This is a genomic window from Mesobacillus jeotgali, from assembly GCF_014856545.2.
GTDB lineage: Bacteria > Bacillota > Bacilli > Bacillales > Cytobacillaceae > Mesobacillus.
In genome coordinates this window covers 3,816,948-3,829,806 of sequence record NZ_CP109811.1, presented here as the reverse complement: position 1 = coordinate 3,829,806, position 12,859 = coordinate 3,816,948, and the positions used below count along the sequence as shown (strand labels likewise).

Here is a 12,859-nt window from a genome sequence, read left to right as displayed (position 1 = left end):
ACCATCATAGTGAACTTTAAAAGGTGGAAATGCAAGATGACTATACAGAAAAACAACAGTCTGCCTAAACAGATTGGCTTATTAGCACTTACCTGGCCTATTTTTATAGAAATGTTCTTGCACATGTTAATGGGCAGCACGGATACTTTCATGCTGTCCCATATTTCGGACGAAGCTGTTGCGGCTGTAGGGGTGGCCAATCAGCTCGTATTTTTCATGATCCTTGTATTTGGTTTTGTAGCCACAGGAACTGCAGTTTTGGTATCACAAAACCTTGGAGCAGGACTGCAGGTTGATGCAAGGAAGATTTCAGGTCTCTCACTCTCTCTGAATCTCATATTTGGAGTGCTGGTCAGTATCATTGTTGTTGTTTTCAACGATTTATTTTTACAAATGTTCAATCTGACGCCCGAAATACACCGTCTTGCTCAACAGTATTTGACGATTGTTGGCGGAACACTTTTTACCCAGGCGCTCCTTGTTACTGCATCAGCTATACTGCGGGCAAACGGGTTAACAAAAGAGGCAATGGTGATTTCGATCGTCATGAACATCATCCACCTAGCGGGTAACAGTATATTTATTTACGGACTATTCGGCGTACCGGAAATGGGTGTTCAGGGTGTTGCTATTTCAACAGCCATATCTCGGGCAATCGCAGTGATTCTGATATTCCGGCTGCTGTACCGCAGGCTCCCTATGAAAATTGCTGTAGAAGATTATTTGAACTTCAATAAATCTTTTATCAAAAAGATATTGAAGATAGGTGTTCCTTCTGCTGGTGAAAATGTTGTGTATAACACCAGCCAGATGGCCATTACCGTCATTATTGGGTTGCTGGGGGCTATGGCACTGACAACAAGGGTATACACCTTTAACATCATGTCATTTATGATGCTATTCGGAATCGCGATTGGCCAGGGCACGCAAATACTGATTGGATATAAAGTAGGGGCAAGAGAGTTTGATAAAGCCTACCATCAGCTATTAAAAAGTTTGAAGCTAAGTATCATCATCACAATGGCGATTACCGTGGTAATCGTTGCAGTCAGAGAACCTATACTTGGGGTCTTTACCGATAATAAGGAAATCATCAGGGAAGGAAGTATGGTTCTGCTCCTTTGCTTGATACTGGAACCTGGCCGAACCTTCAACATCGTTGTAATCAGTTCTCTCCGGGCAGCTGGAGATGCGGTATTCCCTGTGAAAATGGCACTTGTCTCGATGTGGGGAATCAGTGTTCCGCTCGCCTATTTCTTAGGAATTACAATGGGCTTCGGTCTTTCTGGCATCTGGATAGCTTTTATCGTTGATGAATGGTTCAGAGGAATCATTATGTATATCAGATGGAGAAGCCGAGTCTGGGAGAAGAAGGTCCTGGTTGATGACAGGGTGCAAACAGCATAAGTAGTTTTCTTTAAGGAGGCGAAGCGGATGAAATACAGGCAGCTTGGAAGCACAGGGATAAAAGTATCGGAAGTTGGGTTTGGTGCCTGGCAGCTCGGGAACGCCAGGGACTGGGAAGGTATGGAGAACAATCAGGCAGTCAAGCTGGTGCATGAAGCGCTTGAGCAGGGCTGCAATTTCTTTGATACCGCCCCTAATTATGGCGGGGGCAATAGTGAGTCATTGCTTGGGAAAGCTCTTACTGGAAGAAGGAGCGAGGCGGTGATTAACAGCAAGTTCGGTCATCATCCAGATAACACCCTGAATTTCGATTCACAGAAGATCCGCAGTTCGGTTGAAAATAGCCTACGCCGGCTTAAAACGGATTATCTTGATTCGATTTTGCTTCATAACCCACCGTTTGAAATCCTGACCGGGGTTACGGATCACTTTGATGTGTTGGAATCCCTCAAACAGGAAGGCAAGATCCGGGCTTATGGTGCTTCAGTGGACTCTGCGAGAGAAATGGATGAGCTGATTCGGAATACCGGAAGCCAGGTTATTGAGGTGATGTTCAACATTTTTCATCAGGAACCAAGAAAAGCCTTCAAGAAGGCAGCAGAAAAAAATGTCGGACTGATTGTAAAAGTTCCGCTTGATTCTGGGTGGCTGTCAGGCAAATATGGTGAAAACAGTATTTTTACAGACATCCGGAGTCGCTGGAGCCGTGAACAGCTTAAGAAAAGAGCAGAACTCCTGCCTGTCCTTAAGGAAATGCTGGAACCTGGTGAATCGTTGGTCCAGTTGGCTTTAAGGTATATTCTTAATTATCAGGAAGTCTCTACCGTCATTCCTGGAAACAAAAATCTCGAGCAGCTGATAGAAAATCTGTCTGCTTCAGATAAAAGTATCTCTGTTGAAAAAGCAGAAAAGATAGAGGAGATATGGGAACAAAAGCTTCAAGCTGACCCATTGGGTTGGTAACTAAAACAGACTATTTAATGGAGGTTTCAATTAATGGCATATCAACCAGACAGCAATCGCTATGAAACAATGACTTATAACAGATGCGGCAAATCAGGACTTAAATTGCCAGCTATTTCACTGGGGTTATGGCATAATTTCGGCGGCCAGGATCCTTTTGAGAATGGCCGTTCGTTAATCAGAAGAGCTTTTGACCTTGGTATTACCCATTTTGATCTTGCGAATAACTATGGTCCGCCACCTGGATCAGCAGAAGAAAACTTCGGCAGCATCCTGCGTAAGGACTTTTCAGGCTACCGTGATGAGATGGTCATCTCAACAAAAGCAGGATATGGAATGTGGCAGGGACCTTATGGCGACTGGGGTTCAAGAAAATACCTCGTGTCCAGCCTAGACCAGAGTTTAAAAAGGATGGGCCTTAATTATGTCGATATCTTTTACCATCACAGACCAGATCCAGAAACGCCTTTAGAGGAAACAATGATGGCACTTGACCATGTCGTCAGACAAGGAAAAGCCTTGTATGTAGGACTGTCCAATTATGGCGTCGAGGAGACGAAACAGGCCATCGGAATTTTAAAAGAGCTGGGTACTCCTTTGCTGATTCACCAGCCTGCTTATTCGATGTTTAACCGCTGGGTAGAAAATGGACTTACCGATCTGCTTCAAGAAGAAGGAGTCGGTTCGATTGCATTTGTTCCGCTGGCACAAGGATTGCTGACCAACAGGTACATCAATGGAATTCCCACAGATTCCAGGGCCTTGAAGCCAAACAGCTTCCTGAACGAAGGAGATGTTTCGGAAGAAGTCCTTACTAAGGTTAGACAATTAAATGAAATAGCCCAGGAACGCGGCCAGTCACTTGCCCAGATGGCACTTGCCTGGGTGCTCAGGGAACAAAAAATCACCTCAGCACTTATCGGTGCAAGCAAGGTCAGCCAGATTGAAGAAAACGTCGCTGCACTGAACAATCTTAATTTCAGCGAATCAGAATTGAACATGATTGATGAAATTTTAAAATAAGTAGTCCAAACAAAGCTGTAAAGCCAATTGGTTTTACAGCTTTTTTTTGGAATATTTTTCTTAAGTCAGGGTAAAGGAAGGGAGGATTCGGTCACATTAAGGTTGGGATGTCCCCAGTTAGTGTAAGTAAAGAGGAAACGGGGCACATAAAGCAGAGATATGTGCCCGGTTAGGGGAAGTGATAAGAAAACGGGGCACATAAAGAAGCCCGTTAAGGATAAAAGGATTTAGTGATTCACCTATCTATGTGCCTTCTCAGTGCCTTCTTTTTTCAATAGGGCTATTCTTTTGATAGTATTTAGTTTGTATTCCCGTGAAAGCCTAACTAAAAATAAGAAATCTTCATAGAGTTAACAATATCTTATAAGAAAAGATGAACAGAGACTTAGGGGTGAAAAAGTGATCAGCTTTGAAAATGTATCGAAAAGATATGATGATGGAACCTTCGCGGTAAAGAATTTTAATTTACATATCAAGGAAGGGGAACTGCTTGTCCTGATTGGTCCAAGCGGCTCCGGTAAAACGACAACTTTAAAAATGATCAATCGGTTGATTCCTCTTACGGAGGGCTACATTAAAATCAAGGATAAGAAAATCAGTGACTATGATATTCACGAGCTGCGCTGGGATATCGGGTATGTCCTTCAGCAAATTGCCTTATTTCCGCATATGACGATTGAAGAAAATATTGCGGTTGTTCCGGAAATGAAAGGATGGGGACAGAAAGAGATCAATCAACGCATTGATGAATTGCTGCATATGGTCGGACTTGAACCGGAAACGTATCGTAAAAGACTTCCTCATGAACTATCCGGAGGACAGCAGCAAAGAATTGGCGTGGCCCGTGCACTTGCCGCAAACCCGCCGATTATTTTAATGGACGAGCCATTCAGCGCACTGGATCCCCTGAGCAGGGAGAAGCTACAGGATGATCTTATCGAACTGCAAAAAAACATAAAGAAAACCATCGTATTTGTGACACATGATATGAGTGAAGCACTAAAGCTCGGAGAACGGATTTGCCTGATGAAGAATGGAGAAGTTGTCCAGACAGGAACTCCGGAAGAACTGCTCCAACAGCCGGCGAATGACTTTGTACGTGAATTTGTCGGGATTGACCAGGCTCAGGCAAAAACCGTGGATATCCGTGAAGGTGTCAAGCCTGCAAATCCAGGGGAAATGGACCATCTTACTGTCATTTCCTCTAGTGTTCCGATCAATGAAATCCTCGGCTTATTGAGCGAGCAAGAACAGCTGGCAGTTGAAGTAAAAGGTGAGTTAATCGGCACTATAGATAGACAGGGAATGATCAGGATCTTATCCCGGCAGATGGAGGGGATTAAATGAACAGCTGGATTTCCACTTTTACAGATAGAAAAGACGAGCTGTTAAGTGCACTGCTTGAACATATGCAAATTTCCTTTATTGCGCTGTTTTTTGCAGTCTTAATCGCCATTCCTCTCGGGATTTTCCTGACTAGAAGGAAGCGGATTTCAGAAGGAATCATTGGGGTTACTGCGATCCTCCAGACGATTCCATCCCTTGCGCTCCTTGGATTGTTGATTCCTTTATTCGGGATTGGCAAGGTCCCTGCAATCATTGCCCTTGTGGCATACGCGCTACTGCCGATACTAAGAAATACATATACAGGAATCAATGAGGTGGATCCATCATTAATTGAAGCCGCCCGGGGCATGGGAATGAACAGCAAGCGCCGTTTGCTCAAAGTTGAACTCCCATTGGCGATGCCGGTCATCATGGCGGGAATCCGAACAGCGATGGTCTTGATTGTCGGAACTGCTACGATTGCCGCGCTGATTGGAGCGGGCGGTTTGGGCGACCTGATCCTTCTTGGAATCGACAGGAACAACACGGCATTAATCGTTCTTGGCGCAATACCTGCTGCCTTGCTTGCCATCCTGTTCGACCTCGTGCTTAGGAGGTTCGAAACGGTTTCCTTTAAAAAATCTCTTATCACCATTGGTGCCTTATCCTTAGCAGTCCTTTTCATAATGGTCATTCCATTTTTAGGCGAGAAATATGAAGACGAGATTGTCATTGGAGGAAAACTAGGTTCCGAACCAGAGATCTTAATCAATATGTATAAACTTCTAATTGAAGAAGAAACGGACCATACTGTCCAGTTGAAACCTGGACTGGGAAAGACATCGTTTGTTTTTACAGCATTGGAAAACGGCAATATCGACATCTATCCTGAATTCACTGGCACGGCTATTTCGGAATTTTTAAAAGAAACAGCCAGCAGCACAAACAGGGAAGAAGTATACCAGCAGGCAAGAGAAGGGATGAAAAAAGAGTTCGATATGGAAATGCTTCAGCCAATGGACTATAACAATACCTATGCGTTAGCTGTTCCTGAAGACTTTGCTGAAGAAAATAACCTGAAAACCATCTCGGATCTAAAAACAATTGAATCCTCGCTGAAAGCAGGCTTCACACTTGAATTTTCAGATCGCGAAGATGGATACAAAGGGATCCAAAAGCTCTATGGCCTAAACCTGCCAAGCCTGATTACGATGGAACCGAAACTGAGGTACAGGGCGATTAAAAATGGTGAGATAAACCTTGTGGATGCCTACTCAACCGACAGCGAGCTCCAGCGATATAAGCTCATCGTGCTTGAAGATGATAAAAACTTATTCCCTCCATACCAGGGAGCCCCTCTCATGAGAGCTGAAACAGCAGAGGTATATCCCGAAATCGTCAAAGCACTCAACAAGCTGGCCGGTAAAATCACCGATGACGAAATGCGAAAAATGAATTACCAGGTGAATGTAGAAGGGAAATCCGCTGAGGAGACAGCACGGGAGTATTTAAGAGAAGCTGGATTATTGAAATAAATAAATTTAGGAACATCAGTTAAGAAAGGTATCGATAAAGACAAGAGGCAGAAAAACCAATTGGTTTTTCTGCCTCTTTTACAGTTGAAGACCGACTAGTTATTTATACTCGATAGAAAGCGAGTTTTCGCCTGTTCAAAAATCGCATTGATTTCGCCGTGAATGGATTCTCTTTCATTCTTATTATCCACATCTATAACCTTCATTTTTAATTCTTTCACTAAATTATGTTCTTCTGAAGTTAAAATATCCTTAAACATATGAAATCCTCCTGTTGTACTATTTATGTGTTTGGAAATATAAAAATCCCGTAATGGAAAAACCGAAGCTGGCTTTCTTGATAGATGATTGTTTACCCTCTTTTGAAAACTAATAAACTCATTCTGAACTACATAAGGGGTTCGCCCCCCAAGCGTATGAACATTACAAGTAATTTTTTTAAACCCTCGATGAATGAAGCGAGGGTTTTTGTTGTTTTGAAAAAAAAAGATTAATTTATAGTACTCCCAGGGGTTTTATATGTGATTTGACTCACTACGTTGATAATCATTCGCAATTAAGATGAAAGTAAGAAATCAAAGGAGGGGATTTGGTTGAAAGTGACAGACAGAAAGGCCCAGGCAGAAGTTCAGGAAGAAATCGGAGAGGTTGCCAGTGGCAACAAATCGAAAGTAGGAACCTGGATATCAGTTGGAGTAGTAGGAGCGGTCATTCTTGCTACGTACTTTATTCTATTTGGACTCTATATGGCAAGAGTTTAGAAGGGGGAGAGAAGAAATGCATTTGGATGAAAAGATCTGGCTGTTTTTAAGTTTTGGAATGATTATGGGGTTCATGATTTTACTGGGTACCAGGCAGTGGCATTGGGAATGGGGCCGCCAAGCCATAAAGAAACGATTGATCCCCAAAAGGTCGATCAAACAGCTCCGTTTGACGAGCCGGGAATAAAACAAATTGGCGAAAATGAGTATGAAGTCGTCATGACCCTTCAGGTGTTTAGTTTTACACCGATGGAAATCGAAATCCCTGCTGGATCAACTGTCCACTTCACGTTAACGTCCAAGGATGTTGTTCACGGTTTCCAGGTGGCAAATACGAATTTGAACGCAATGGTTATGCCGGGACATATCCAAAAGATATCACAGAAGTTTGATGAACCAGGTGAATATTTGGTTCTGTGTAATGAATATTGCGGTGCAGGGCACCAGGCCATGAGCACGAAAATCATCGTTAAATAAAAGGGGGGAAAGAATATGCAGTCTGCATTAAAATCAACTTCATTTAAACATAAAACCAATCAGATATTAGGAATCAGCGAGGAAGATGCAAGAATCTCGAAATCATACTTATCTATCGCATTTATCGCTTTGCTGCTTGGCGGTTTCCTAGGCTTGCTGCAAGGTCTCAATCGGGCTGGTGTCCTGCAATTGCCGCCATGGCTTAACTATTACCAGGTGCTGACAGCCCATGGAATCCTGTTAGTAGTTGTATTGTCCGCGTTTTTCACGATTGGGTATTTTTATGCCGGACTCTCTCACACACTGGGAGGATTATTGCCTAAAGTAAGGAAAATGGCATGGATTGGCTTTTGGATGAAGATTTTCGGTTTTGTTTTGGTCGTCATTCCGATTTTAAAAAATGAAGCATCTGTCATGTACACCTTCTATCCGCCAATGGCTGCATCACCAATGTTTTACTTTGGTTTGGTATTCATTGTATTGGGCATCTGGATGCTTTCCGCCGGAGCATTTACTCAGGTTGCGAACTGGAGAAGGAATCATAAGGGACAACACCTCCCAATCCTCGCCTTCTTTGCAACTGGTGTCTTCGTCCTGTTAGTCGGCGCAACAGCTTTTGTTGCAGTAGAAGTCCTTTTCATGATCATTCCATGGACACTTGGCTGGACTGATGGCATAAACGTATTGCTGGCGCGTACACTTTTCTGGGCATTCGGCCATACTGCCGTTAACATTTGGTATCTGACAGCTGTCTCAGCATGGTATGTAATCGTACCAAAAATAATCGGCGGAAACCGTTGGAATGATCTTTTGACTCGTATGGTTGTCATTCCGCTAGTGATCATGAACATCACAGGCGGATTCCACCATCAGATCATTGACCCTGGTATTTCGGAGTCCATCAAATATATGCACGTATTCATGAGCCTTGCTATTGGGTTCCCTTCATTAATGACCGCATATGCAATGTTCAGGGTATTTGAACGTACAGCAAGAGCGAAAGGCGGGAAAGGTTTAGTTGGCTGGTATAAAAAGATGCCATGGGGAGATGTACGATTCCTGTCGCCGTTTATCGCCATGGTAGCATTCATTCCGGCTGGAGCCGGCGGAATTGCACAAAGCACGAACCAATTGGATCAGGTTGTACACAACACGATGTGGGTGGTAGGCCACTTCCATTTGACACTTGGTATGTCTGTCATCATGACATTCTTCGGCATCAGTTACTGGCTCGTTCCATATCTATCAAAACGGGTGCTGTCTCCTGCCATGAATAGATTGGGCGTGATTCAAACAATTATTTGGACTATAGGCATGGTGATCATGTCGATTTCCATGCATGCTGTAGGTCTCTTCGGTTCACCAAGGAGAACTTCATTCACCACCTATGGGGAATTTGCAGAAAAACTTGGCTGGAATCCTTATATGGCAGCTGTAGGCATAGGAGCAAGCTTCTTGCTGATTGCCGTCATCCTTCAAGTTTATGCAGTGTTCAACCTCATGTTCTTTGCACCAAAGGGAGTAACAGAATTCCCAATTGCCGAAGAGGAAGCAGGAGCGGCGAAAACTCCATACTGGACAGAGCGCTGGGGAATCTGGGTTGTACTCATGCTGTTGGTCGTTTCAATGGCATATGTGTTGCCAATCGCAGACATGATTATGAATGCACCTCCTGGGTCGCCGCCATTTAAAACATGGTAAAAAGAAAAGCGGAGGCGACTGCCCAACTCCGACAAGCGCTGGAGGGCCTGACAGTGAAGTCGCTCTTTGACTTCATTGGCAGGACCGAAGCGTCTCGAGGAGTTAGGAGCCGCAGCTAGACAAACGACTCGAGGGGGTAGGCGCTGGAGCTGGACACCAATCTCAGTGCAAAAACCTTCTTACTTTCTTAAAAACTAAGCAAAGAGATAGCTCCTGATTCAGGGCTATCTCTTTCAAATCAATACGATATGTGAAATCGGGGTCTTTAGAAGAGCCACAACTGAAAAAATGGGATGTGATCAATTTGATCAAAAATCGGCAAACGACCGTATCTTGTATAGTTGTTTTGGTATTTGGACTGCTTTTATATTATACAGGAACAGACGGATTCACTGCTTATACAGCAGAGACAGCAAGAGTGACAAAGCTGGTTGAGGAACAGCCCCAGTTTCCACAAGTAACCTTTGAGGATAGTGAGGGTCGGACCTACTCTATATCTGAATTCGAAGGTAAGTATGTATTTATCACTTTTATTTATACAGGCTGCACTACGATATGCATCAAACTAGAAGAAAATATGTCCCAGGTGTACGATCTGCTTCCCAATGAATATCTAGGCAAAGAGGTTGTCTTTTTAAGCATAAGCTTTGACCCGAGCAATGATAATCCTGCTACGTTAAACAGGTATAAGGATTTATTCGGAAGTGATGGGGAGACATGGAGAATGGCAAGGATTCCTGACCAGGTTCAGTTAGATAACTTGCTGGAGAAGTTTGGCGTCATTGTGATTCCAGATGGAAATGGGAACTTCGCGCATAATTCAGCGTTTTATTTAGTGGACCGGCAAGGCGCACTAGTGGATTTAATGGATTTTACGAAGGTAAAAGAGGCAGCAGATAAGTTGAAAGAAACTTTAGAAGCAGACAGGGGGAAATAAAGATGAATCAGTTTCTGTTCGGGCTCGTCCTTTTAATAAGTTTAATGCTTCCTCCTGTTGCAAACTTAATGGAATCGGTCATGATCATCCACATGCATATGCAGATGCCGATGCTGGTGATCGCTGGATTTTTCATGGGACAGTTTTTCCAGCAGCGCTTTCCTCATTTCTTTTCAAAATATAATCAAGATGGCATCCCAGGGATTCTTCTTTTTGTCATCATAATGGGTTATTGGATGCTGCCGCGCACAATGGATGAAGCCTTGACTGTAAATAGTGTAGAATTATTCAAGTTTATCAGTTTGCCATTCCTCGCAGGAGTACCTCTAAGAGATTCCTGGAAAAAACTCAGCAAGAATCGGAAGAATTATACGATTGCATTTTTTACAGTGATATTCTTAGGTATGGGCTGGCTATATATTCAAGCGAACGATCAGCTTTGCAATAGTTACTTAGTAGTTGACCAAATCATTCTCGGCTGGGGATTCATCACGATGGCGATCTGTATGGTGATTTACTTAATCTATGCGGCAGTCGTGGATCCGTCATTATATGAGTAGTGATTGCCTCCATGTCCATTTTGCAACTTTTCACAGTGAGTATAATAAGGTAGTATTCTATTAGAAGCGGTCATTGTCTCAATTTTTGACATCACCGGGTGAAGGCGAATCAGGGTATAGGAGGACCATAATGAAAATAGCAATCTCATTCAGTGGCGGGAAGGACTCTACGCTGGCATTATATAAAATACAAAACAACCCTGATTTCGAGGTTGATTCATTACTCGTGACCCTGACAGAAGGATTCGACCGCGTATCGATTCATGGAGTCCGCTATGAGCTGTTGAAGCTCCAGTCTCAGTCATTGGGAATTCCGTTAAGAGAGGTCTGGCTTCCGCAGGATTGTCCGGATGAAAAGTATCAAGAAATAATGGGGAAAGCTATGGCTGGTATGACAGAAGATGGAGTTACCCATATCGCTTTTGGGGACATACATCTTCAGGATGTTCGGGAATATCGGGAGAAATTATTTTCGGCATCAGGATTAACCCCTGTTTTTCCGCTCTGGGGTATACCGGTGGAGGCAGTAAGCCGTGATTTTGTTGATCTTGGATTCAAAACGGTCTTAACCTGTGTTGATTTACTAAGGCTGGCCCCATCTTATGCAGGCAAAGTATATGACAGGAAGTTTATCAGGGAATATCCAAAAGACCTTGATATTTGCGGAGAAAATGGAGAATTCCATTCATTTGTATTCGATGGTCCTAACTTTGCATTCCCTATCAACTATAGATTAGGTGAGGAAAAAGTGACAAAGGATTATTTTACTAAAAAAGATCGATTCCTGTTTATAGATTTAATCCCGAATTAAAGCTTATAAACTTTAATGTTCAAGTAAATGGTTAATATGCTGCCGGCTAGAAAAATAATGACTCCTGAAATAGAGTTTGGAGATAGATAATGTAAAAAATCCATAAAAAGCACCCCTTTATTTAGATGGAAATATCGTATTACGATATTTTGTATTTTAATTATATCGTGTTAAGATATATTTATCAATAAGAAAGTAAGGTGGAATTTTTGCTTAGTAAAGACGTATATGAGTACCTTGCTGAGTTTCGATACCAATTGAGGAAGTTCCAGAAATTCAGTGAAACAGCAGCAGAAAATATGGGGATCACAGCCCAGCAGCATCAATTGATGCTAGCCATAAAAGGGTACCCGGAAAGAGATTATGCTACACCGAGCGAGCTGGCAGAACGTATGCAAATCACCCATCATTCATGTGTCGGCCTGATTGACCGCTGCGAAAAATCAGGACTCGTCTCACGGAGGAAAAACCCGGAAGACGGGCGGAGTGTCTTTGTAGATGTAACACATAAAGGAATGGAAATCCTCGAGGGCCTGTCCGAGATTCATCTTGAAGAAATAAAGAGGATCGGGTTGTTTAAGGAGAAGCTCTGAATCTAAAGCAGGAATATACACAACTGAAGAAAATTAGTTTATTAAGGGGTAACTTATGAAAAAAAGAATCATCTATTTTGGAACTTTAACTATAGTATTAATCCTTCTTTTACTAGGTACTTATAAATTAATGAATTCCAGGACATTTCAATTGTTCGGCGGACTGACATCACAAGTGGAAACTGAAGAAAAAGTGGTCGCTTTAACTTTTGATGATGGTCCTACACACCAAGTGGCAGACATCTTGCCAATACTAGAAAAGTACGATGCCAAGGCAACATTCTTCCTGATTGGCAATGAAATCGAAAAAAATCCAGAAGCAGCACAGATGATCGCCAGGGCCGGTCATCAAATTGGAAATCACACATACTCCCACAACAGAATGGTGTTGAAATCCTCTTCCTTTATAAAAAAAGAAATCGAGAAAACCAATACGCTGATATTAGAAGCCGGTTATGAGGGTGAAATTGACTTCCGGCCGCCTAATGGGAAAAAACTGCTCGCCCTTCCTTATTACCTGGACCAGCAAAGTATCGACACGATCACCTGGAATCTCGAGCCTGATACCTATTACACCAAATCCTCCGAGAAAATAAATTACATTAATAACAATGTAAAACCGGGATCCATCATCCTGCTGCATCCGATGTACGATGAGACAGGTGAAGAGCTTAAAACACTTGAGGGAATCTTGGAGACATTGAGTGAAGAGGGGTATAGATTTATTACGGTAAACGAACTTCAGAATAGTGAATGACATAAAGT

13 protein-coding genes and 1 pseudogene are annotated in these 12,859 nt (G+C 42.8%); 13 read left to right on the top strand and 1 reads right to left on the bottom strand.

The window, feature by feature from the left end; all coding sequences use genetic code 11:
• Positions 1-36 precede the first annotated feature (36 nt).
• The 5 genes from FOF60_RS19655 to opuFB all read left to right on the top strand — a co-directional run bounded on the left by FOF60_RS19655 (position 37) and on the right by opuFB (position 6,254).
• The gene (locus FOF60_RS19655) at positions 37-1,407 is read left to right on the top strand and encodes an MATE family efflux transporter (protein ID WP_192472225.1); all 1,371 of its coding nucleotides are present in this window, start codon (positions 37-39) and stop codon (positions 1,405-1,407) included.
• Between the two features lie 27 nt (positions 1,408-1,434).
• Positions 1,435-2,370, top strand: a complete 936-nt coding sequence (locus FOF60_RS19650; protein ID WP_192472226.1) for an aldo/keto reductase — start codon at positions 1,435-1,437, stop codon at positions 2,368-2,370.
• A 33-nt stretch (positions 2,371-2,403) separates the two neighbouring features.
• The gene (gene mgrA / locus FOF60_RS19645; RefSeq protein WP_192472227.1) at positions 2,404-3,393 is read left to right on the top strand and encodes an L-glyceraldehyde 3-phosphate reductase; all 990 of its coding nucleotides are present in this window, start codon (positions 2,404-2,406) and stop codon (positions 3,391-3,393) included.
• Between the two features lie 399 nt (positions 3,394-3,792).
• Positions 3,793-4,740 (top strand): ABC transporter ATP-binding protein, encoded by a 948-nt coding sequence (locus tag FOF60_RS19640; protein WP_192472228.1) that lies wholly within the window; start codon positions 3,793-3,795, stop codon positions 4,738-4,740.
• Positions 4,737-6,254 (top strand): osmoprotectant update ABC transporter permease/substrate-binding subunit OpuFB, encoded by a 1,518-nt coding sequence (gene opuFB, locus FOF60_RS19635; protein ID WP_192472229.1) that lies wholly within the window; start codon positions 4,737-4,739, stop codon positions 6,252-6,254. The genes FOF60_RS19640 and opuFB overlap by 4 nt, the downstream gene beginning before the upstream one ends.
• Before the next feature lie 95 nt (positions 6,255-6,349).
• On the opposite strand, the gene FOF60_RS19630 is transcribed toward opuFB, so the two are convergent.
• Positions 6,350-6,514, bottom strand: coding sequence for a hypothetical protein (locus tag FOF60_RS19630; protein WP_023626813.1), 165 nt, complete (start codon positions 6,512-6,514; stop codon positions 6,350-6,352).
• A 333-nt stretch (positions 6,515-6,847) separates the two neighbouring features.
• Here FOF60_RS19630 and FOF60_RS19625 point away from each other — a divergent pair, with 333 nt between their 5' ends.
• The 8 genes and pseudogenes from FOF60_RS19625 (at position 6,848) to FOF60_RS19590 (ending at position 12,851) form a co-directional block, all read left to right on the top strand.
• Complete coding sequence (locus FOF60_RS19625) at positions 6,848-7,015, top strand: hypothetical protein (RefSeq protein ID WP_192472230.1); 168 nt, start codon at positions 6,848-6,850, stop codon at positions 7,013-7,015.
• A gap of 16 nt (positions 7,016-7,031) precedes the next feature.
• Positions 7,032-7,492: pseudogene (locus FOF60_RS19620) on the top strand (cytochrome c oxidase subunit II).
• Positions 7,493-7,507: 15 nt separating this feature from the next.
• Positions 7,508-9,193: a cbb3-type cytochrome c oxidase subunit I gene (locus FOF60_RS19615; protein WP_192472231.1), complete on the top strand. Its 1,686-nt coding sequence runs from the start codon at positions 7,508-7,510 to the stop codon at positions 9,191-9,193.
• A gap of 304 nt (positions 9,194-9,497) precedes the next feature.
• The gene (locus tag FOF60_RS19610) at positions 9,498-10,130 is read left to right on the top strand and encodes an SCO family protein (RefSeq protein WP_192472232.1); all 633 of its coding nucleotides are present in this window, start codon (positions 9,498-9,500) and stop codon (positions 10,128-10,130) included.
• 2 nt (positions 10,131-10,132) lie between these two features.
• Entirely contained in the window at positions 10,133-10,690 is a 558-nt protein-coding gene (locus FOF60_RS19605) for a hypothetical protein (protein WP_192472233.1), read from the top strand.
• Positions 10,691-10,820: 130 nt separating this feature from the next.
• Positions 10,821-11,501 carry an adenine nucleotide alpha hydrolase gene (locus FOF60_RS19600; protein ID WP_192472234.1) on the top strand — a complete coding sequence of 227 codons (681 nt, stop codon included), beginning with the start codon at positions 10,821-10,823 and terminating at the stop codon, positions 11,499-11,501.
• Between the two features lie 200 nt (positions 11,502-11,701).
• Complete coding sequence (locus tag FOF60_RS19595) at positions 11,702-12,094, top strand: MarR family winged helix-turn-helix transcriptional regulator (protein ID WP_192472235.1); 393 nt, start codon at positions 11,702-11,704, stop codon at positions 12,092-12,094.
• 55 nt (positions 12,095-12,149) lie between these two features.
• Positions 12,150-12,851: a polysaccharide deacetylase family protein gene (locus FOF60_RS19590; RefSeq protein ID WP_192472236.1), complete on the top strand. Its 702-nt coding sequence runs from the start codon at positions 12,150-12,152 to the stop codon at positions 12,849-12,851.
• Positions 12,852-12,859: the final 8 nt, after the last annotated feature.

Coding starts and splice junctions, on each gene's coding strand:
- opuFB (WP_192472229.1), top strand. CDS start 4,737: ATGAACAGCTGGATTTCCACTTTTACAGATAGAAAAGACGAGCTGTTA.
- FOF60_RS19605 (WP_192472233.1), top strand. CDS start 10,133: ATGAATCAGTTTCTGTTCGGGCTCGTCCTTTTAATAAGTTTAATGCTT.
- FOF60_RS19655 (WP_192472225.1), top strand. CDS start 37: ATGACTATACAGAAAAACAACAGTCTGCCTAAACAGATTGGCTTATTA.
- mgrA (WP_192472227.1), top strand. CDS start 2,404: ATGGCATATCAACCAGACAGCAATCGCTATGAAACAATGACTTATAAC.
- FOF60_RS19590 (WP_192472236.1), top strand. CDS start 12,150: ATGAAAAAAAGAATCATCTATTTTGGAACTTTAACTATAGTATTAATC.
- FOF60_RS19600 (WP_192472234.1), top strand. CDS start 10,821: ATGAAAATAGCAATCTCATTCAGTGGCGGGAAGGACTCTACGCTGGCA.
- FOF60_RS19650 (WP_192472226.1), top strand. CDS start 1,435: ATGAAATACAGGCAGCTTGGAAGCACAGGGATAAAAGTATCGGAAGTT.
- FOF60_RS19630 (WP_023626813.1), bottom strand. CDS start 6,514: ATGTTTAAGGATATTTTAACTTCAGAAGAACATAATTTAGTGAAAGAA.
- FOF60_RS19615 (WP_192472231.1), top strand. CDS start 7,508: ATGCAGTCTGCATTAAAATCAACTTCATTTAAACATAAAACCAATCAG.